Here is a 20832-nt window from a genome sequence, read left to right on the forward strand (position 1 = left end):
GGTGTGTCGATGAGCGGGCCGGACCGGGGTCGCGGCCGCAACCGGGAGGGGCGCCCGGCCCGCCGTGGTACGCCGCGCCGTCCCGCGCCGCTGCGTCCGGTGGCGGGCGCGAAGCCGGTGGACCGGGCCCGGCGCGCCGCGTTCGAGGTGCTCCGGCAGGTGCACGACCGCGGTGCGTACGCGAACCTGGCGCTGCCGGCGCTGCTCGGCGAGTGGTCGCTGAGCGGCCGGGACGCCGCGTTCGCCACCGAGCTGTGCTACGGCACGCTGCGCGCCACCGGCACCCTGGACGCGGTGCTCGCCGCCGGCTCCAACCGGCCACTGTCCAAAGTGGACGGTCCGGTCCGGGACGCCCTGCGCCTCGGCGCCTACCAGCTGCTGTACACGCGGGTTCCGGCGCACGCCGCCGTCTCGACGACGGTGGCGCTGGCCCGGTCGGCGTCCGGCGCGGGTTCGGCGAGCTTCGCCAACGCCGTACTGCGGCGCGTGTCGACCAGCGACCTGCCCGGCTGGCTGGAGCGGCTCGCCCCGACCGACGACGCGGCCGGCCTCGCCGTGCGGTACGCGCACCCGGAGTGGATCGTCCGCGCGCTCGGCGACGCGCTCGGCGGCGACGAGGGCGACCTGACCGCGGCGCTCACCGCCGACAACGAGCGCCCCGCCGTGCACCTGGCCGCCCGGCCCGGCCGTACCACCGCGGCCGAGCTCGCGGAACGGGTCGGCGGTACCGTCGGCCGACTCTCGCCGTACGCGGTGTACCTGCCCGGTGGCGCTCCCGGCGACCTGGCCGAGATCCGCGACGGCCGCGCCCAGGTACAGGACGAGGGCAGCCAGCTCGTCACGCTGGCCCTCGCCGACGCGCCGCTCGACGGGCCGGACGTACGCTGGCTCGACCTGTGCGCCGGCCCTGGCGGCAAGGCGGCGCTGCTCGGGTCGCTCGCGGCGCAGCGTGGCGCGCGGCTGACCGCGGTCGAGGTCACCGAGCACCGCGCGACGCTGGTCGGCAAGGCCGTCGCGGGGCTGCCCGTCGACGTCCTGCACGCCGACGGCCGTACCGTGGGCGAGCGTCCCGAGCTGCCGGCCGGCGGGTTCGACCGGGTCCTGCTCGACGCCCCGTGCACCGGGCTCGGCGCGCTGCGTCGCCGGCCCGAGGCCCGCTGGCGCCGGCAGGAGTCCGATCTGGACGACCTGGTCGCGCTGCAGCGCGAGCTGCTCGCCGCGGCGTGCCGCGCCGTCCGTCCCGGCGGCCTCATCGGGTACGTGACCTGCTCGCCGCACCCGGCCGAGACCACCGCGCAGATCGCCGCGCTGCTCGCCGACCAGCCGGGGTTGACCCAGCTCGACGCCCGCGCGGCGCTCGACGCGGTCACCCCGGAGGCGGTGCAGGGCCTGGGCGAGGGGCCGGCCGTACAGCTCTGGCCACACCGGCACGGTACGGACGCGATGTTCCTGGCGCTGCTGCGACGGGACGCCGGCGAGTAGGACTACGGCGGGTCGACCTTCTCGGATGACGGCAAAAGCGTCGCTCCCGCCCCGGTGCCACGGCCGAGGGGGCGAAGACTGCCGGCAAGTCGGCCGGACGTCTGGAGCCTGCCATGCCAGAACCGACGCACTGTCCGTTTCCCCGGTACCCGTTCCGCCGGGACGACCCGCTCGCGCCGCCGCCCGAGTACCGGGAGCTGCGGGCCGCCTCGCCGAGCCGGGTACTGCTGCCCGACGGCAGCACGCCGTGGCTGCTGACCCGGCACGCCGACGTACGCGCGGCCATGTCGGATCCGCGGCTGTCCGCCGACGACCGCGACCCGGCATACCCGCGGCTCGTCGGGGCGCCGCGGGTGTCGGGCTGGCTGTCGTTCCTGCGGATGGACGGGGCGGCCCACGCCCGGCTGCGGCGGATGCTGATCGGCGAGTTCACCGTACGGCGGGTCGACGCGATGCGGCCCGGCGTACAGGCGGCGGTCGACCGGCTGCTCGACGCGCTCGCCGACCGGCCGCAGCCGGCCGACCTGCTCGACGCGTTCGCGCTGCCGCTGCCGTCGATGGTGATCTGCCAGCTGCTCGGCGTCCCGTACGCGGACCGCGAGTTCTTCCAGCGGCACAGCCGGACGCTCGTGTCGGTGACCGCGACGCCCGAGGAGGCCGCGACGGCGCTGCGCGCGCTCGACGCGTACCTGGACGGGTTGGTGGCGGAGAAGCGGCGGCGGCCCGGCGACGACCTGCTGAGCCGGGTGACCGCGGCGCGCATCGAGACCGGTGAGCTGCTCCACGACGAACTGGTCGGCATGGCGCGGCTGCTGCTGGTCGCCGGCCACGAGACGACCGCCAACATGCTCGGCCTCGGTGTCCTGCTGCTGTTGCGGCGCCCGGCCGCCCTGCGCGCCCTGCGTACCGACCGGGCCCTGGTACGGCCGGCGGTGGAGGAACTGCTGCGCTACCTGTCCGTCGTACAGACCTCCGTGGCCCGGGTCGCCACCGTCGACGTGGAGATCGGTGGGGCGGAGATCGCCGCGGGGGAGGGCGTCGTGCTCGCCATCCCCGCCGCCAACCACGACGAGGTCGCGTTCGTCGACCCGGACGTGCTCGACCTGCGGCGCGACCCCCGCCACCACGTCGCCTTCGGGTACGGCGTGCACCAGTGCATCGGGCAGGGTCTCGCGCGCGTCGAGCTGGATCTGGCGCTGGTCTCGCTGCTGACCCGGCTGCCCGACCTGCGCCTCGGCTGCGACCCCGCCGACCTGACCTTCCGCCACGACAGCGTCGTGTACGGCCTCGCCGCCCTCCCCGTCCGCTGGGACTGACCGTCGCCCGGTCGGGTCCGATATCCCCGATTCGCCCCTTCCCGCGTACGGGCTCGCCTAGCGTCCGGGGCGACCGGCGCGTGGGGCCGCCCGTGGGTGGCCGGGGGAGGCGAGCACGGTGGCGGAACGTATCCGGATCCCGACCTGGGTGGTGGGCCTGGTCGGCGTGGTCCTGCTGATGTTCCTGCCGATGGTCGCCAGAGCGGTCGCGTCGGCGGTGCACGGACCGCAACCGGTCCACACCCGCCCCGTACTGCACCGCCACGTCGTTCCCGCCGTACGCCCGCTCCCGCGCCGTACCCGCTGACCGGGGTTCGCCGGCCGGTAGCGTTGCGGCGCATGACGGACACCGACCTGGAGATCACCGCCGAACTGATCCGGGACCTGCTGCACGAACAGCATCCGGACCTGGCCGACCGCCCGCTGCGGCTCGGCGCCCGCGGCTGGGACAACCAGCTGTGGCGGCTCGGCGACGACCTGGCGGTCCGCGTACCGTGGGCGACCGAGTCGGCGGATGCGTTGCTGCGCAAGGAACACCGCTGGCTCCCGGCGCTCGCCCCGCACCTTCCCCTGCCGGTTCCGGTACCGCAGCGGCTGGGTGAGCCGTCCGCGCGGTTCCCGCGTCCGTGGCTCGTGACCACCTGGGTGCCGGGAGTACCGGCGGACCGGGCTCCCGCCACTCGCGGCGCGGCGACCGCCGACGCGCTCGCCGCGTTCCTCACCGCGCTGCACCGGCCCGCCCCGGACGGTGCGCCCGCCGGCCGGGACCGCGGCGGACGGCTCGCCGACCAGGCGGGGCGTTTTCCCGATCTGCTCGCCGCGGCCGTCGCGACCGGCCAGATCACCGACCCCGACGCGGTACGCGCGGTCTGGGACGACGCCGTCGCCGCGCCCGAATGGTCCGGGCCGGCGCTGTGGCTGCACGGCGACCTGCATCCGGCGAACCTGCTCACCGCCGACGGCGCCCTCTGCGGCGTGATCGACTTCGGCGACCTGTGCGCCGGCGACCCGGCGTACGATCTCGCGTCCGCGTGGCTGGTACTGCCCGACGGTGCCGCGGACCGCTTCCACGCCGGCTACCGGTCCGCCGCGACCACCGACCCGGCCACGTACGCCGCGACCCGCCGTCGTGCGCGCGGCTGCGCGGTCGGGCGGGCACTCGTCGGCATCCTCATCGGGGACGCGGGAGTACACGGGCGTCCGGGTGGCAAGCCCACCTGGGGGCCGCCGGCGCGGGAGGCGCTGCGCCGCCTGCTCGCCACTACCTGACGGCGCCCACCGGGCGTACCACGGCCTGCGGTCTGGGAGATCACATTGCCGGCCGACCAGAAGCATAGATAGGCTATGGATATGAATTCGACAGCCGCGGTCAGCCAGCTGGCCGGCGAGCTCTCCGGTCGCCTCGGCACCCTGACCCACCTGCTCCGCCGCGAGATCGACTACGCGGGCGTGAGCCCCACCCTGGCCACCGTGCTCGCGGCGCTCGACCGGGACGGGCCGAAGCGGGTCAGCGAACTCGCCGAGATCGCCCAGATCGCGCAGCCGACCATGACCACGCACCTGCGCAAGCTCACCGCCGACGGCACCGTCACCCGCGGCGCCGACCCGTCCGACCAGCGCGTCGTGACCATCGAACTGACCCCCGCCGGCCGTGAACTGCTCGGCCGGCTGCGCACCGCGCGGCAGTCCGCGCTGCAGCGCCGCCTCGACACGCTCGACGCCGACGACCGAGCGGCCCTCGCCGCGGCGATACCCGCGCTCGACAAACTCCTCGACAACTGGCGAAAGGTGGATCAGGCATGAGCCGCTCCGGACACGCTCACGGCGAGGGGGCGAGCATCATGCGCCAGCCGAAGTCCGTCTGGGCGGTCGCGTTCGCCTGCGTCATCGCCTTCATGGGCATCGGACTCGTCGACCCGATCCTCCCGGCGATCTCCCACGACCTGAAGGCGACCCCGAGCCAGGTGGAGCTGCTGTTCACCAGCTACATGCTGGTGACCGGGGTGGCCATGCTGATCACCGGCTGGGTGTCCAGCCGCATCGGCCCCAAGCGCACCCTGCTGGGCGGCCTGCTGCTGATCGTCGTGTTCAGCGCCCTCGCCGGTACGGCCGGCGGAGTGAACGGCGTCATCGGCTTCCGCGCCGGCTGGGGCCTGGGCAACGCGCTGTTCATCGCCACCGCGCTGGCCGTCATCGTCGGTGCCGCGTCCGGTGGCGTCGCCGGCGCCATCATCCTGTACGAGGCGGCGCTCGGTGTCGGCATCGCGGTCGGCCCGCTGCTCGGCGGACTGCTCGGCGGGATCAGCTGGCGCGGCCCGTTCTTCGGCGTCGCCGTACTCATGGCCATCGCGTTCGTCGCGGTGATCACGCTGCTACCGAAATCGCCGAAGCCGACACACCACACGTCGGTGATCGACCCCATCAAGGCGCTGCGGCACCGGGGTCTGCTGACGACCGCGCTGACCGCGCTGTTCTACAACTACGGCTTCTTCACGCTGCTGGCGTGGACCCCGTTCCCGCTGGACCTGTCGGCGCACCAGCTCGGCCTCGTGTTCTTCGGCTGGGGGCTGTGCCTCGCCATCACGTCGGTGTTCGTGGCGCCGCGGCTCCAGGCGCGCTTCGGCACCGTGCACACCCTGTACGCGGTGCAGGGGTTGATCGCGGTGACGCTCGTGGTGATGGGCGTGTGGACGCACTCGAAGCCGACGCTGATCGTCGCGGTGATCGTGGCCGGACTGTTCCTCGGCATCAACAACACGCTGATCACCGAGACGGTCATGAAGGTGTCGCCGGTCGAGCGGCCGGTGGCGAGCGCGGCGTACAGCTTCGTGCGGTTCATCGGTGGGGCGATCGCGCCGTTCCTGGCCGGCAAGCTGGGCGAGAACATCAGCCCGAACCTGCCGTTCTACGTCGGCGCCGGCTGCGTCGCGGTCGGCATCATGGTGCTGGCCAGCGGGCACAAGTTCCTGCGGGCGGTGGACGAGCCCGCGGCCGCCGCGACCGATCCGGCGGACGCGGGCCGGCTGCTCGTCGCCGTCGACGCCACCCCCGACAGCGCCGCCGTGGTACGGCACGCCGCGCGGGTCGCCGTGGAGCGCAAGCTCGCCGTACACCTGCTGCACGTACGCGAGACCGAGGTGGTCGGCGACACCGCGATGGACCTGGAGAGCGAGGCCGACGCGCAGTCGCTGCTCGCGTCCCGGCTCGCCGACCTGCGCGCGGCGGGCGCCACCGCCGACGGCGAGATCGCCGGCAGCACCGGTACGCATCCGGAGGTGGCGCGGCTGATCCTGGACCGCGCGGCGCGGCTGTCCGCACCGGCCATCGTGATCGGCTCGTCGTCGCACGACGGACTGTCCGCACTGCTCGGCGGCAGTGTCGTGGCCGAGGTGTCGCGGCACTCCGGGCGTCCGGTCCTGGTCATCGACCGGGAGTCCGACCGGCTCGACGCCGTCGGCTGACCGTACCCCCACCTGCGCCCCGTCCCCGACACCCCCGGGGGACGGGGCGCGGGGCTGTCAGCTCGGGGTGCGCAGCAGGCGCAGCGACGGCGGTCCGAACGGCGTCGTGGCCCACCGGGCGTCGAACGTACCGGCGGTGACGTCGGCGGTCACCGTCAACCGGTGCGGCGCCTGGAGGAACAGTACGTCGAACGTCAGCCGCCCGTCGTCGGTCCACCCGCCGCTCGCCGCCGCCGGTACGTCCCCGTCGGTGACCGTCCACCGCCCCGGGGCCGGCGCCAGCCGCAGCTCGGTACCCGGTTCCCGCAGCACGACCGCACCGTCGCGTACGTCGACGGCGGTGAGCAGGGTGGTGTCGGCGTCGCCGGGCGACAGCGACCAGGTGCCGCGTCGCGCGCCGCCGCCGGTACGTACCGGGGGGAGGGCGAGGTGGTCGAGGCGGTCGGCGAGCGTCGCGTCGTCGGCGGGCGAGGTGGGCGCGTCGAACGCCGGCAGCAGGTGGCGCCAGGCGGCGTCGATCACGGCGTGCATGTCGGTCGTCGCCCCGGTGTACGCGACGACCGCGTCCTGCTCCGGCAACACCAGGCAGTACTGGCCGTACGCGCCGTCGCCGCGGTACCCGTGCCGCGACATCCAGAACTGGAAGCCGTAGCCCTGCGACCAGTCCGGGTTCTCGTTCCGGGTGGCGATGTGCGGGCGGGTCGCGGCGGCCACCCAGTCCTCGGACAGGATCCGGGTGCCCCGCCACACGCCCCGCCGCAGGTACAGCTCGCCGAGCCGGGCGATGGCGTCGGTGGTGACGAACAGGCCGATGAAGCCGAGGTCGCGGCCGGCGTCGTCCTGCTGCCAGCCGGCGGCACCGATGCCGAGCGGATCGAACAGCCGCGGCCGCAGGTACCCGGCGAGCGTGGTGCCCGTGACCCGTTGCAGGATCGCACCCAGCGTGTACGTCGCAGGCTGGTTGTACGCGAAGACGGTGCCGGGCGCGCGGTCCGGTGGCAGCGCCAGGAACCCGCGTACCGGGTCGTCGGGGGTGGCCCGGACGACCTCGTCCCACGTGTCCCGGGTGTGCCCGGTACTCATCGAGGCCAGGTCGCGCACCCGCATCGCCCGCGTCCCCGGATCCGTCGCCAGCTCCCGGTACTCACCGAAGTGGTCGACCACGCGGTCGTCGAGCCCGAGCAGCCCCTCGGCGGTCGCGAGCCCCAGCGCGGTCGAGGTGAAGCTCTTGCTCAGCGAGTACAGCATGTGCGGGTCGTCGGCGCGGTACGGCGACCACCAGCCGGCGGCGACGACGTGCCCGTGCCGTACCAGCATCAGGCTGTGCGGTTCGATCTGCGGGGCCGCCTCGACGGCGTCCAGGAACGCGTGGACGCCGCGCGCGGCGATTCCGTGCTGGGCCGGCGTACCGGTCGGCAGTGGGTCGGTCACGTGATCGGGCAACGTCCGCGCCGGGCCGATGATTCCGGCCGCGCTCAGTCCGTGGGACCGGCGTCGGTCGCGGCGAGCGCGATCATGTCGGCCACCTCGTCCAGCGGCTCGATCGCCCGTCCGGTACCGACGCGGATGTGCGGGCGGTGCGGACCGGCGTGGTAGCGGCTGCCCGGCGCGACGGCGATGCCCGCGGCGGCCAGGGTGACCAGCGCGGAGCGTTCGTCGCGCACCGGTACCCACAGGCTCAGCCCGTCGGTGGTGCCCTTCGCCGGTGCGCCCCGCGCGGCAAGGGCGGCGGCAAGCTCGGTACGGCGCTGCGCGTACACGTCGCGGGCGTGCGCGACGGCGCGGTCGACGGCCGGGTCGGCGAGCAGGACGGCGAGGCAGTTCTGCAGGATGCGGCTGGTCCACCCGGCGCCGAACGTGCGGTACACGCGGGCCTTCTCCACCACCGACGCCGGACCCCCGAGTACGGCCAGCCGCAGGTCCGGCCCGTGCGACTTCGCGTACGAGCGGACCAGCACGGTCTGCGCCGGCAGCTCGGCACCGACGCTGTGCAGCGGCGAGCCGGACAGTACGCCGAGCCCGTCGTCCTCGACCACGAGCGTGTCCGTACCGGCGAGCAGCCGGGCGAGTTCGTCGCGGCGGTCCGGGTCGACGTTGTGCCCGGCGGGGGAGTGCGCGCGCGGCTGGTAGCAGAACAGGACGGGCCGGCGGCGCAGCGCGGCGGCGAGCGCGTCGGGCAGCGGGCCGCGGTCGTCGCACGCGACCGGGAGCACCTCGGCGCCGACCGCGTCGAGGATGTCCAGCCAGCGCGGCGCGGTCGGATCCTCGATGGCGACGGGATCGCCGGTGGTGACGTGGGTCTGCGCGAGCAGCAGCAGCGCGTCGAAGCCGCCGTTGACGGCGAGCAGCGACTCCGCCGGGTACGGCCAGCCCGGCCGTACGGTGTCGGCCAGCCGCGGCGTGATCGCCACCCGCACGTACTCGTTGAGCGACTCGGCGCGCAGCGCCTCGGCGAGCGCCAGGTCCAGCGGCGGCAGCAGCGCCGGATCCGGTACGGCCAGGCGCAGGTCGTGGACGAGCCGGGCGCCGAAGCGTCCAACGCCCTCGAACCGGTTCGGCCGCGGTACGTCGGGCGGTCCGGTGACGACCGTGCCGGCCCGGCCGCGGCCGCTGATCGAGCGGCGCCGGCGCAGCAGCGACCACGCCTCGGACACGGTGGCCGGGCTGACGCCGAGCTGCCCGCCGAGGTCGCGGACGGTGGGCAGGCGGTGGCCGGCGCGGAGCTGGCCGTGCCGGATCAGGCCGACGACGGCCGCGGCGATGCCGCGCGCGCTGGGCTCGTCGACCTGGTCGGCGAGCCAGGCGGCGTCGACGACCGAGCCGTCCGGGTCGGCCGGTGCTGGCGCCTCGGTCATGGGCTGGTCCTTCGCGCGCGGGGAGCGGGTGGCCCCATAACTTCACCACATCGCTACCGGTAATGACCAGTAACAATAAAGTCTTGTTCACGTCGCTGGTGAACTTTTACTGTATCCGCGATGAGCACCACAGACACCCCCGTACGGCTGGGGGCCCGACCCTGGGCCCACCTCGTGCCGCTCACTCTGCGCGAGGTCGGTACGCCCGGCCTGGAGCTGACGGTCGAACGCCGGCCCGTCACCCCCGACCTGCTCGCCGAGCCCACCCTCGACGCCGCCGAGACCTCCTTCAGCCGGTACGTCCGGGCCCGCGCGGCCGGCGACGACCGCATCGTCGCGGTCCCGGCGTTCGTGATGCGCAGCTTCCGGCACCGCTGCCTGCTCGTACGCCGGGACAGCCCGCGTACCGAGGTGACGCAGCTCGGCGGTACCCGGATCGGGGTGACGGGGTGGCCGGACTCCGGCAACACCTGGACCCGGGCGATCCTGCGGCGCGCGGGCGTCGACCTCGGCGGGATCGACTGGACGGTCGGGCCGCTGACCGCCGACGCGGCGGGCGGTGACCGGCTCGGCGGCGTCACACCGCCGGGGAACGTACGGCTGGCCGGGCCGGGGGAGTCGCTGGTCGGCGGGCTGCTGGACGGCAGCCTCGACGCGATCATGACGCCGTTCATGCCGCCCGGCTTCCACACCGCCGACAGCCCGCTGCGGCAGCTGCTGGTCGACTACCCGGCGGCCGAGGCGGCGTACCTGCGCGAGGTCGGGTTCATCCCCGGCATCCACCTGGTCGGCGTACGGCGCGAGCTCGTCGAGCGGCGCCCCACCGTACTGGCCGAGCTGTGCCGGGCGCTCGCCGCGTCCCGCGACGCCTGGTGGGCCACCCAGCGCAAGCTCGCCGACCCGACGCCGTGGGCGCTGCACGACATCGACCGCACCGAACGGCTCGCCGGCCCCGACTGGATGCCGTACGGGCTGGTCGCCAACGGGCCGATGATCGCCGCGTTCTGCGCCGAACTGCTGGCGCAGGGCCTGGTCGACGGGCCGGTGGACGTCGCCGGGCTGTTTCCCGAGTACGCCAAGGTCGCCGAGGAGGAGAACTGATGCGCGTCGCCGTCGGCCAGGTGGCCGCCAGCGCGGACTGGCAGGAGAACCTGGTCACCTGCACCGGGTACGTGAAGCAGGCCGCCGACGCCGGCGCCGACCTGCTCGTACTCCCGGAAGGGGTGCTGGCGCGGTTCACCGACGACTTCAGCCGGTTGCGTACGGCGGCGCAGCCGCTCGACGGACCGTTCGTGTCGGGGCTGGTGGCCTCGACCGCCGGTACCGGGCTGACCGTGGTCGCGGGAGTGCACGAACCGGGACCGGACGGCCGGGCGTACAACACGCTCGTGGTGGCGGCGGACGGGCGGATCGTCACCGTCTACCGCAAGCTGCACCTGTACGACGCGTTCGGCTCGAAGGAGAGCGACAACGTCGTACCGGCGGACGACCCGCCCGTGACGTTCCGCTGTGCGGGACTCACCGTGGGCCTGATGACCTGCTACGACGTACGCTTCCCGGAGCTCGCCCGGCTGCTCACGACCGCCGGCGCCGACGTACTGGCGCTGCCCGCGGCGTGGGTGAAGGGGCCGCTCAAGGAGCGGCACTGGGAGCTGATGCTCGCCGCCCGCGCCGTCGAGAACACGGTGTACGTGGTGGGTTCGGGCGAGTGCGGCGCCCGCAACATCGGCCACTCCATGGTGGTCGACCCGCTGGGCGTGGTGAGCGCGCGCCTGGCCGAGCAGCCCGGCCTGCTGTTCGCCGAGCTGTCCGCCGAACGGCTCGCCGACGCCCGTCGGCGCCTGCCGGTCCTGGCCAACCGTCGGTTCGACGTGGATCCGACCCCGCGGCCGGTGGCCGCGTCCCCCGTTCCCGGGCCGGGCCACGCGCCCGTCCCGGCGCCCGAGAAGGAGTAGCGGAATGCGTACGGTGACCCGGGTGGCGATCGGCGCCCTGGCGGCTCTGAGCCTGGCCGCGACGGCCGGCTGCGCGAAGGACCCGACCCCGGCCGGCGGCGGTACGGCCGCGGCGAAGGCGCCCGCCAAGCAGACGCTCGACCAGGCGCTGCACGACAAGCTGCCCGCGTCGATCCGCAAGTCCGGGGTGATCACGTCGGTGAACACCGGCTCGTTCCCGCCGTACACGATCGCGGGGTCGTCGTCGGCGGAGGCGACGGGAGCGGCGACCGACCTGCTGACCGCGGTCGGGCAGATCCTCGGCGTGAAGACCAGGCAGGTCACGGTCGACGGCCTGTCCGGCGAGCTGACCGGCATCTCCGCCGGCCGGTACGACTTCGCGTTCGGTCCGGTGGGCGACTTCAAGGAGCGGCAGACGTCGGCGGACTTCGTCGACTGGGTGCAGGAGTTCGTGGTGTTCGCGGTGCCGAAGGGCAACCCGAAGCACGTGAACGGGCTGGCCGACACCTGCGGCGCGCGGATCGCCGTCCAGGCGGGCGGGTCGGCGGAGGAGGTCATCAAGACCCAGTCAAAGGCGTGCGTCAAGGACGGCAAGCCGGCGGTGACGGTGCAGTCGTACAAGGACCAGCCGACGTCGATCCTCGCCGTACGCTCCGGCCGGGCGGACGCGTTCTTCTCGTCCGAGGCACCCCTGACGTACTTCGTGCAGCAGTCGAAGGGGCAGCTGGAACTGGCCGGTACCAAGGAGAAGAACGGCTTCGACGACCTGTACCAGGGTGCGGTCGTGCCGAAGAACTCGCCGCTGGCCGGGGTGCTGCAGGCGGCGTTGCAGAAGCTCATCGACAACGGCACGTACGCCACGATCATGGAGAAGTACGGGCTGGACCGTAACAAGCTGGACAAGCCCGGCGTCAACCTGGCCAAGAGTTGAGGGCGATGGACACCGACTCCCGGGCGCGTTCCGGCGCGCCACCGACGACCGGCGACGAGGCGGAGGTCGACGTCGCCACCGCGGCACCGCAGCGCCATCCGTGGCGCTGGGTGGCCGGCGCGGTCATCCTGGTACTGCTGGCCCAGCTCGGCCACCTGCTGGTGACCAACCACAACTTCGAGTGGGGCGTGGTCTTCTCCTGGTTCAACGCCCAGTCCGTGGGCCGGGGCATCGTCACCACCCTCGAACTGACCGTGATCGCCATGGTCATCGGTATCGCGCTCGGCGTCGTGCTCGCCGTCGGGCGGCTGTCGCACAACCCGCTGCTGCGCGCGGTCTGCGGCGCGTACGTGTGGTTCTTCCGCGGCACGCCCGTACTGGTGCAGCTGATCTTCTGGTTCAACCTGTCGGCGCTGCTGCCGCGGCTGTCGGTGGGCGTGCCGTTCGGGCCGGAGTTCGTGCACTGGAACACCAACGCGCTGATCACCCCGATGCTCGCGGCGATCCTCGGCCTCGGCCTCAACGAGGGCGCGTACATGGCGGAAATCGTGCGCGGCGGCCTGCTCAGTGTCGACAGTGGACAGACCGAGGCGGCGCAGGCGCTCGGCATGGGCCGCACCCGCACCCTGTTCAAGGTCGTACTGCCGCAGGCGATGCGGTTCATCGTCCCGCCGACCGGCAACCAGGTGATCAACATGGTCAAGGCGACCTCGCTGGTCAGCGTGATCGCCCTGTCCGACCTGCTCTACACCGTGCAGGCGGTCTACAACCGCACGTTCCAGACCATCCCGCTGCTGGTCGTCGCGTGCCTCTGGTACCTGATCATCACGTCCGTCCTCTACGTCGGCCAGTACTTCGTGGAGCGGTACTACTCGCGCGGCGCGACGCGGCACACGCCGCCGTCGTTCTTCGAGTTCCTGAAGATCAAGCGGAAGCCGGAGGTGGCGCCGTGACCGGCACCCCGCTGCTGCGGGCCCGCAACGTACGCAAGCGGTTCGGGCACACCGAGGTACTCAAGGGCGTCGACCTCGACGTGTACCCGGGCGAGGTGGTGGTGCTGCTCGGGCCGTCCGGGTCCGGCAAGTCCACCTTCCTGCGGTCGGTGAACATGCTGGAGAGCATCGACGGCGGCGCCATCACCGTCGCCGGCGAACTCGTCGGCTACGAGCGGCGCGGCAGCCGGCTGCACAAGCTGCCCGACCGGAAGGTGGCCCGCGCCCGCCGGCACGTCGGCATGGTGTTCCAGCACTTCAACCTGTTCCCGCACCGCACCGTACTGGGCAACGTGGTCGAGGCACCCATCGGCGTACTGCGGGAGCCCCGGGCGGAGGTGACCGACCGGGCCCGGGAGCTGCTCGCGAAGGTGGGCCTGGCCGACAAGGCCGACGCGTACCCGCGGCAGCTGTCAGGCGGGCAGCAGCAGCGGGTCGCGATCGCCCGCGCGCTGGCGATGCGGCCCCGGCTGATGCTGTTCGACGAGCCGACCTCAGCCCTCGACCCGGAACTCGTCGGCGAGGTCCTCGGTACGATGCGCGACCTGGCCGCCGAGGGCCTCACGATGCTCGTGGTGACGCACGAGGTGGCGTTCGCCCGGGAGGTCGCCGACCGGGTGGTGTTCCTGGACGGCGGTGTCGTGGTCGAGTCCGGCGCGCCCGCCGACGTGCTCGACAACCCGAGCAATCCTCGTACCCGGGCGTTCCTGTCCCGGTTCCTCGCCGCCTGAGCCACGCCCACGCCCCGGCGCCCGGCGGGCCGCCACGGTCCGCCGGGCGTCCTCGCGTGTGACGCCGGACGGCTTTGCCCGGGTGGCGCACGCAGCGGGGGCGGCGACGGTCATCATGGTGCGATGAACGACTGCGCCCCGGCAGAGTCCCGGTGACCCGACGCGCCACCGACACCGCTCCGGTACGCCGCGGGGTGCGGGTCCGGGACGTCGTGGTCGTCCTGGCCGCGCTGCTGGTGGCGGCGGTGCTCGCCGGGCACCGGCTGCTGCCCGACCGCCGCGGCGTCGGCACCGTACTGGACAGCTTCCTGCCGTGGTTCGGCCTGGGTGTCCTGCCCGTCGCGCTGCTCGCGTTCGCGTTCCGGTCCCGCACCGGGGTCGTCGCCGTGCTCGTACCGGCGCTGGTGTGGGTGGGGATGTTCGGCGGGTGGTGGCTGCCGAAGGGCGGCGGGGAGCGGCAGATCCGGGTCGTCACGCAGAACATCAACGCCGCCAACCCGGACCCGGCCCGTACGGCGCGGCAGCTCGTCGACACCCGCGCCGACCTGGTCGCCGTCGAGGAGATGAACGACGACACCGCCCCCGCCGTACTCGACCGCACCTTCCCGCACGAGGTACGCGTCGGCACGGTCGGACTGTGGAGCCGTTTCCCGGTGCGTACCAGCCGGCCGGTGGATCTGGGGCTCGGGTGGAACCGGGCGTTGCGCGCGGAGGTCGACACCACCTGGGGCGTGGTCGCGGTCTACGTCGTGCACCTCGCGTCGGTGCGGCCGGGCGCGGACAGCGTGCGGGACGCGACGCTGCTCCGGCTCGCCGACGAGGTACGGTCCGACGACGCGTCGCGGCTGCTGCTGCTCGGCGACCTCAACACCGCCAGTACCGATCGGCAGATGCGGCACCTGGTGCCGCCGCTGGTCGACGCGCAACGCGACGCCGGGTACGGGTTCGGCTTCACCTGGCCGAGCCGGTTCCCGGCGACCCGCCCGGACCAGGTGCTGTTCCGCGGGATGACCGCGACCGGCGCGTCCGTCGCGGACACCGACGGCAGCGACCACCGGGCCGCCGTCGCCGACCTGCGCGTCACGCACTGACCCCGCACCCCCCGCGGATCCGGTGGTACGGACCGGTTCGCGCGGGACGGGTCTCGGGCCGCCGCTGCTAGGACTTCCGTCAGCGGCGGACGACGGGCGGTGCTTGGAGATGGCGGAACTGGCGGCGGGAACGCCGGTGGGCGACCGGGTACGGGTGGACCGGCTCCTCGGCGCCGGGGCGTACGCCGAGGTGTACCGGGTGCGGCACGAGGTGCTGGGCTGGCAGGCGATGAAGCTGTTCCGCCGGGTGGCCTCGGCGGACGGGTACGATCGGGCCGGCCTCCGCGTACGGATCGGCGACTTCGGGCTGGCGCGGTGCGTCGACCCGGTCGGCCAGGTCACGAGCGCGCAGGGCACGGTGGCGTACCTGGCGCCGGAGGTGCTGCGCGGCGACGGGTACACGGTGGCCGGCGACGTCTTCTCCTGGGGCGTGCTGGCGTACCTGCTGCTGACCCATCACCTGCCGTACGCCGGGCCGCGGTCGCTGCGCCGCTTCGAGCGCGCGCCGCTGCCGCCCGGCGCGTACCACGACGAGGTCGGGCCGGGGCTGGACCGGCTCGTCCTGGCGGCCCTGGATCCCGCCCCGCGCGGGCGTCCCGCCGACGGCGCGGCCCTGCACGCCGCCTTCACCGACGAACGGCACCGGCCGGACCGCCCGGTGGCGTACGCGCCGACGCGCGCGGCACGGTCGGCGACCACCCGCGAGAGGTACGCGTACCGGCTGTGGCAGCGAGGGGTGACGCTGTGAGCGGCGTCGACGAGGGCCGGCGGCGGTCGGCCGGCGAGCGGGTACTGGCGCTCGCCGACGAGTCGCTCTACCGCCGGAATCCCTTCCGTGTCACCGGACTCGCCACCGCCGCGACCGGCCGGGCGGTACGCGAGCAGCGGCAGCGGGCGCTGAGTGCGTACGCCCCGGCCACGATGCGGTCGCGGCTGCCGCTGCCGGAGACGCCGTCGGCGGAGACCGTGCGCGCCGCGTACGACGAGCTGGGGCGGCCCGAGCGGCGGCTGGTCGCCGAGCTGTTCTGGCTGTGGGACGAGCCGGCCGGGTGCGGCTGCGCGCCGGGCCTGCACGACGCGCACGACGTCGCGGTCCTGACGCACGCCGCCGCGCTGGACCGCCCCACCGACCTCGCGTCCTGGCGCGCCGCCGCCGCACAGTGGTCGGCGGTACTGGCCGGCGACGGGCTCCGCGCGCACCTGTCGTACCGGGTGCGGGTGTTGGCGGACCGGCGACTCGACGAGTCCACTGTGGACGGTGTACTCGCCGCGCTGCCGCGGGCGCTGGTCGGCCCGCTCGCCGCCGTCGCGGCCACCGCCGACGACCCCGCCGCGCTCCTGGACGGCCTGGACGACTGGCCGGTCGACCGGGCCACCGCCGACGAGGTACGCCACGCCGCCGCCGCGGGCACCCTCGACGCGGTGACCGACCTGCTCGGCGAGGTGGGCCGGCCGCTCACCGACGACCCGGCCCGCGCCGCCGACCGCGCCACCACCGCCCTGGTACCGGCCGCGACGGCGCTGGAGGCGCTGCTGCCGCACGGACGGTACCGGCGCTCGGCGACGGTGCGCGACCAGGTCGCCATCGCCCTGAACAACTGCGGGGTCGCGCTGTGCGAGGCCCGCGGCGCCCGCCCCCGACCCGAGACCGTCACCGCGGTGTACCGGCAGGCGACCCGGTTCGCGGTCACCGCCGACACGCGGGAAACCGTACGTACCAACAGATCGGCGGCGGAGATGCTCGTCGCGCTGGACCGCGCCCGCCGGCCGGGCAGGCCGCGACCGTCGTACCCCGGGCGGCGGGTGCCGCGGGTCCTCGCCGGCCTCGGGTACCTGGCGATGCTGGTGACGATGGTGGCCGCGGTGGCGTCGGCCGGACCGTTGCCGACCGCCGTCGCGGTCCTCGCCGGCCTGTACGCCATGGCCTGCGTCGCGGGCAGCCCGCCCGGCCGGCTCCGGGCGTACCTGGGGTGGGCCGGAGCGCTGGGGCTGCCCGTACTGCTGCTGGCGGCCACCGGGGCGGTGAGCGGCACCGCCCGCTCCGCCCTCGGGTACGCCGCGGCGGTCGTGCTGTTCGTCGTGGCGGTGGCGCTGGCCGGGAAGCGGGGACGGCGGTGAGCGGCCGGTGGCGGGACGCGTGGCGGCAGCGGCGGCAGCACCGCGAGTTCCGGATCGCCGAACCGCGCTGGGACGCCGAGACCCGCCGGCGGCTGCGGGCGCTCGCCGACCGGGCCGCCGCCACGACCGGGCGCGCCGAACTGCCCGAGTCGGAGCTGGCGCGGGCCGCGACGAGCCTCTGGCAGGCGCGCCGCACGTTCGGCCGCGCCAGCGATCCGGCGTCCCGTGACCACCGCCAGATCACCCGGTACCTGGCGGCGGTGGACGCGGCGCTCGCCGAGGCCGGCGTGACGGTACAGGACCACGACGGCGCCGCGTTCGACGCCGGCTACCGGCTCGACGTCGTCGCGTACGTGACGACCCGGGCGTACGCGCGGAGACGGTGCAGGACACCGTGCGGCCGTCGGTCTACCTGCACGGGCGGCCGATCCAGACGGGACGGGTCATCGTCGGCCGACCGGCCGGCACCGAACAGGACACTCCGGCGGAGGGCAACCATGCGGGACACCGTTGACTTCGGCATCGACCTCGGTACCACCAACAGCGCGCTCGCGGTGGTCACCGGTGACGAGGTGTCGGTCGTCAGGAACAACGAGGGGATGGACCACACGCCGTCGGCGGTGTGGCTGCCGCGGCCGGGCGCGGCCCGGGTCGGCCGGGCGGCGCGCGACCGGGCCGCCGCCGACCCGGCGAACGTGCACGCCGAGTTCAAGCAGGAGATGGGCCTCAACGACGCGGTCCGCCGGTTCGACCGGGCCGGCGTCGCGCTGACCCCGGTGCAGCTGTCCGCCGAGGTACTCAAGTCGCTGCGGGCCGACGTCGTGGCCGCCGGGCTCGGCGAGGCGCCCAGAGCGGCGGTGATCACCGTGCCGGCGGCGTTCCAGCTGCACCAGAACGAGGCGACGGGGGAGGCGGCGCGGCTGGCCGGCTTCACCGGGACCTGCCCGCTGATCCAGGAACCGACCGCCGCGGCCTTCGCGTACGGGTTCCACGCGCGCGACACCGACGCGTACTGGATGGTGTTCGACCTGGGGGGCGGCACGTTCGACGCGGCGGTGGTGACCACCCGCGACGGGCAGCTCCAGGTCGTCGACCACGCCGGCGACCCGCACCTGGGCGGCAAGGACATCGACTGGGCGATCGTGGAGCGGCTGCTGGTGCCGGCCGTGGTCCGCGAGTACGGGCTGGCGGGCTTCGCCCGCGACGACGAGCGGTGGCTGGCCAGCTTCGCGCGCATGAAGAGCGCCGCGGAGGACGCGAAGATCGCGCTGTCCCGCGTCGACCGCGTCGTCCTGTACACCGACCTGACCGACGGTACGAAGCCGGTCGGCACCCTGGAGTACGCGCTGACCCGGGCGGAACTGGAACGCGTCGCCGAACCCTTCTACGTCCGGGCCGTCAACCGGTGCCGTGCCGCGCTGGCCGAGGCGAACCTGCACGCCGACGACATCGACCGGCTGCTGCTGGTCGGCGGCGCCACGCTCGCGCCCGGGCTGCGCGCGATGCTCGCCGACCCGCGCGACGGGCTCGGCATCGCGCTCGACGTCAGCCAGGACCCCACGACCGTCGTCGCGCGCGGCGCCGCCGTGTACGCCGGCACGGTGCCGCTGCCCCGCGCCCCGGTACGCCCGGCCCCGGGCGAGCTCGCCGTGCAGCTCGACCACCCGCGTACGACGAGCCTGACGAGGGTGGCGGTGACCGGGAAGCTGCACGCCGAGGGCACCGGGTACGAGGTGGTGCTGGCGAACGCGACGACGCGGCCACCGTTCCGGTCGCCGCGGACGGCGGTGGGCGCGGACGGCACCTTCGCCGTCGATGTACCGCTGCGGGAACTGGCCGTCAACACCGTCACGATCGAGGCGTACGACGCGGGCGGCGACCGTCGGCGGCTGACCGGGGACACCGCCACGATCCGGCACTGGGCCAACGAACCGGCCCGCCCCGTCCTCACCAACACCATCGGCGTCGCGCAGGCCAGCGGCGCGCTGGAACCCATGGTGGAGAAGGGACGCAGCCTGCCGGCCACCGAACGCAAGCTGTTCCACACCACCAGCGAACTGCGCCGCTCCGACCCGGACGGCGTCATCCGCATCCCGATCATGGAGGGCGAACGGACCCGCGCCGACCGCAACCTGCGGGTCGCGGTCGTGGAGATCCGGCCCCGGGACGTCCCGATCGACCTGCCGAAGGGCTCCGACGTCGAGGTCACCGTCACCATCGACGAGTCCCGGCGGGTCTCCGCCGTCGCCGAGGTACCGCTGGTGAACGAGCAGTTCGACGCCGAGATCGACCTGGGCGACGTGCCCACACCCGACGCCGACACCCTCCGGTACCGGCTGTCGGAGGCGGAGACGCGGCTGGACCGGCTGCGCACCTCGGCCCGGCGTACCGGGTCGGGCGGCGCGGCGGAGATGCTGGCCCGGATCGAGGCGGAGGAGCCGGTGCAGACCGCGCGCGGTGCCGTACACGCCGCCGTACGCGACAGCGCCGCCGCCGCGGCGGCCGACCGGCAGCTGCGGGACCTGATGGCCGCGCTGGACGAGGTGGCGGACGCCGTCGCCCTCCCCGCCGTACTCGACCGCGTCGCCGAGCTACTGGCCGACTGCCGCGAGATGGTGGGCCGACTGGGCGACGCCTCGGACCGGGCCGAACTCGCCGACCTGGAGCGCCGGCTCGCCACGGTACGCGTCGACGGTGCCGCGGCCGCCGCCCGCGACCTGGAGTCCCGCGCCGCCGACCTGCACATCACCCTGCTGAAGCGGGACGGCCATGCCTTCGACGTCGGCCTGTTCTACGCGCTGCGCGAGATGCAGCCGACGCTGGAGTCGCCGCACCGCGCCGCGGAACTGGTCGCCGAGGGCGAGCAGGCCGTCGCCGCGCAGCGCTGGGACGTCCTCCGCGGCGTCAACCAGCGGCTCGGCCGACTCGTCCCCGAGGGGTACGACCTGGCCGACGGCGGCATCGTCCGGCCGAATGGGGGCCGCCCGTGACCGCCGGGCACCGGGACGCCGAGGGCCCGGTCGACGAGCTCGTCGCGGCGCTCGCCCTCGCCGACGCCGCCGCCCTGGCCCGCCGCGGCGCGTACGAGGAGGCGCTGCGGGCGCTCGACGAGTCCGCTGTGGACGGTCCGGCGGAGTGGGACCTGCGGGCCCGGATCCACGCCCAGCGCGGCGATCTGCCGGCCGCCGACGCCGCCTGGCACCGCGTCCTCGCGGTACTCCCGGACGACGCGGACGCGCGCGCCGGTCGCCGCCGCATCGCGCGCACCGCCCACGGCCGCCGCCCGGTACCGGTGGTCGCGCTCGGCGCGGCCGGTCTGGTCCTGCTCGCCGCCGGTACGGCGACCGTCGTCGCGCCGCACCACCCGGCCACCCCGCCGGTACGGTCCGCACCCCCCGCCGTACCCGAGACGCCGCGGCGGGCGACGCCCGACCCGGAACTCGCGCTACTGGCCGACGCGCTGCGCGGACCCGGCGTACGGGTGCGGGCCCGGTCGCACGACGTGCGGATCGTCTTCACCCGCGGCCTGTACGGCCCGGACGGCGCGGTCCTCACCGCCGACGGCCGGCGCGCGCTCGCCGCGACCGGCCGCCGGCTGCGCGACCGTACGGTGCGGGTGACGGTGCTCGGCCACGAGGCACGGCTGCTCGGTACGGAGCCGTCCGGCGGCTCGGACCTGGAGGTGTCCCGGGCGGTCACGGCCGCGGCCGTACTGTCCGCCGCGAGCGGGCTGCCGCTGTCGGCGTTCACGCTGGGCGGCGCCGAGCAGTCGGCCGCGCCGTACGCGGGGCACGATCCGGCGACGCGGTCCCGCGACCGCACCGTCACCGTGCTCGTTGCTCCGGCGTGAGTACGCCGGGCGGGCGTTGAGGCCACGCTCTAGGGTCGGTACCGCGCGGA

18 protein-coding genes are annotated in these 20832 nt (G+C 74.6%); 16 read left to right on the forward strand and 2 right to left on the reverse strand.

Annotation, left to right across the window (positions count from 1 at the left end):
- Positions 1–9 precede the first annotated feature (9 nt).
- The 6 genes from Aru02nite_RS16935 to Aru02nite_RS16960 all read left to right on the forward strand — a co-directional run bounded on the left by Aru02nite_RS16935 (position 10) and on the right by Aru02nite_RS16960 (position 6259).
- Positions 10–1482, forward strand: coding sequence for an RsmB/NOP family class I SAM-dependent RNA methyltransferase (locus Aru02nite_RS16935; RefSeq protein WP_203658546.1), 1473 nt, complete (start codon positions 10–12; stop codon positions 1480–1482).
- Positions 1483–1595: 113 nt separating this feature from the next.
- A complete protein-coding gene (locus tag Aru02nite_RS16940; protein ID WP_203658548.1) occupies positions 1596–2798 on the forward strand; it encodes a cytochrome P450 in 1203 nt (400 codons plus the stop codon).
- Positions 2799–2916: 118 nt separating this feature from the next.
- Positions 2917–3105 carry a hypothetical protein gene (locus tag Aru02nite_RS16945; RefSeq protein WP_203658550.1) on the forward strand — a complete coding sequence of 63 codons (189 nt, stop codon included), beginning with the start codon at positions 2917–2919 and terminating at the stop codon, positions 3103–3105.
- A 32-nt stretch (positions 3106–3137) separates the two neighbouring features.
- Complete coding sequence (locus Aru02nite_RS16950) at positions 3138–4067, forward strand: aminoglycoside phosphotransferase family protein (protein ID WP_203658552.1); 930 nt, start codon at positions 3138–3140, stop codon at positions 4065–4067.
- Between the two features lie 81 nt (positions 4068–4148).
- Positions 4149–4601: a MarR family winged helix-turn-helix transcriptional regulator gene (locus Aru02nite_RS16955; protein WP_203658554.1), complete on the forward strand. Its 453-nt coding sequence runs from the start codon at positions 4149–4151 to the stop codon at positions 4599–4601.
- Positions 4598–6259 (forward strand): MFS transporter, encoded by a 1662-nt coding sequence (locus Aru02nite_RS16960; protein ID WP_203658556.1) that lies wholly within the window; start codon positions 4598–4600, stop codon positions 6257–6259. Before Aru02nite_RS16955 ends, Aru02nite_RS16960 begins: the two co-directional genes overlap by 4 nt.
- 57 nt (positions 6260–6316) lie before the next feature.
- Here the strand turns inward: Aru02nite_RS16960 and Aru02nite_RS16965 are convergent, their stop codons facing one another.
- Both Aru02nite_RS16965 and Aru02nite_RS16970 read right to left on the reverse strand, forming a co-directional pair.
- Positions 6317–7690 carry a serine hydrolase domain-containing protein gene (locus tag Aru02nite_RS16965; RefSeq protein WP_203658558.1) on the reverse strand — a complete coding sequence of 458 codons (1374 nt, stop codon included), beginning with the start codon at positions 7688–7690 and terminating at the stop codon, positions 6317–6319.
- 44 nt (positions 7691–7734) lie between these two features.
- A complete protein-coding gene (locus Aru02nite_RS16970; protein WP_203658560.1) occupies positions 7735–9114 on the reverse strand; it encodes an aminotransferase class I/II-fold pyridoxal phosphate-dependent enzyme in 1380 nt (459 codons plus the stop codon).
- Between the two features lie 120 nt (positions 9115–9234).
- On the opposite strand from Aru02nite_RS16970, the gene Aru02nite_RS16975 reads away from it, so the two are divergent.
- The 10 genes from Aru02nite_RS16975 to Aru02nite_RS17020 all read left to right on the forward strand — a co-directional run bounded on the left by Aru02nite_RS16975 (position 9235) and on the right by Aru02nite_RS17020 (position 20782).
- Positions 9235–10215, forward strand: coding sequence for a substrate-binding domain-containing protein (locus Aru02nite_RS16975; RefSeq protein ID WP_203658562.1), 981 nt, complete (start codon positions 9235–9237; stop codon positions 10213–10215).
- Positions 10215–11069, forward strand: a complete 855-nt coding sequence (locus tag Aru02nite_RS16980) for a nitrilase-related carbon-nitrogen hydrolase (RefSeq protein WP_203658564.1) — start codon at positions 10215–10217, stop codon at positions 11067–11069. The genes Aru02nite_RS16975 and Aru02nite_RS16980 overlap by 1 nt, the downstream gene beginning before the upstream one ends.
- A gap of 4 nt (positions 11070–11073) precedes the next feature.
- A complete protein-coding gene (locus tag Aru02nite_RS16985) occupies positions 11074–12000 on the forward strand; it encodes an ABC transporter substrate-binding protein (protein ID WP_203658566.1) in 927 nt (308 codons plus the stop codon).
- A gap of 5 nt (positions 12001–12005) precedes the next feature.
- Complete coding sequence (locus Aru02nite_RS16990) at positions 12006–12953, forward strand: amino acid ABC transporter permease (protein ID WP_203658567.1); 948 nt, start codon at positions 12006–12008, stop codon at positions 12951–12953.
- A complete protein-coding gene (locus Aru02nite_RS16995) occupies positions 12950–13723 on the forward strand; it encodes an amino acid ABC transporter ATP-binding protein (RefSeq protein WP_275408653.1) in 774 nt (257 codons plus the stop codon). The genes Aru02nite_RS16990 and Aru02nite_RS16995 overlap by 4 nt, the downstream gene beginning before the upstream one ends.
- 152 nt (positions 13724–13875) lie before the next feature.
- Positions 13876–14814 carry an endonuclease/exonuclease/phosphatase family protein gene (locus Aru02nite_RS17000; RefSeq protein WP_239076738.1) on the forward strand — a complete coding sequence of 313 codons (939 nt, stop codon included), beginning with the start codon at positions 13876–13878 and terminating at the stop codon, positions 14812–14814.
- A 109-nt stretch (positions 14815–14923) separates the two neighbouring features.
- On the forward strand, positions 14924–15562 hold the full coding sequence (locus Aru02nite_RS17005; protein ID WP_203658568.1) for a protein kinase domain-containing protein: 639 nt from the start codon (positions 14924–14926) through the stop codon (positions 15560–15562).
- A complete protein-coding gene (locus Aru02nite_RS17010; protein ID WP_203658569.1) occupies positions 15559–16932 on the forward strand; it encodes a hypothetical protein in 1374 nt (457 codons plus the stop codon). The genes Aru02nite_RS17005 and Aru02nite_RS17010 overlap by 4 nt, the downstream gene beginning before the upstream one ends.
- The gene (locus Aru02nite_RS17015; RefSeq protein WP_203658570.1) at positions 16929–19922 is read left to right on the forward strand and encodes an Hsp70 family protein; all 2994 of its coding nucleotides are present in this window, start codon (positions 16929–16931) and stop codon (positions 19920–19922) included. Before Aru02nite_RS17010 ends, Aru02nite_RS17015 begins: the two co-directional genes overlap by 4 nt.
- The gene (locus Aru02nite_RS17020; RefSeq protein ID WP_203658571.1) at positions 19919–20782 is read left to right on the forward strand and encodes a hypothetical protein; all 864 of its coding nucleotides are present in this window, start codon (positions 19919–19921) and stop codon (positions 20780–20782) included. The genes Aru02nite_RS17015 and Aru02nite_RS17020 overlap by 4 nt, the downstream gene beginning before the upstream one ends.
- Positions 20783–20832: the final 50 nt, after the last annotated feature.

It is taken from the genome of Actinocatenispora rupis (genome assembly GCF_016861975.1).
GTDB lineage: Bacteria > Actinomycetota > Actinomycetes > Mycobacteriales > Micromonosporaceae > Actinocatenispora > Actinocatenispora rupis.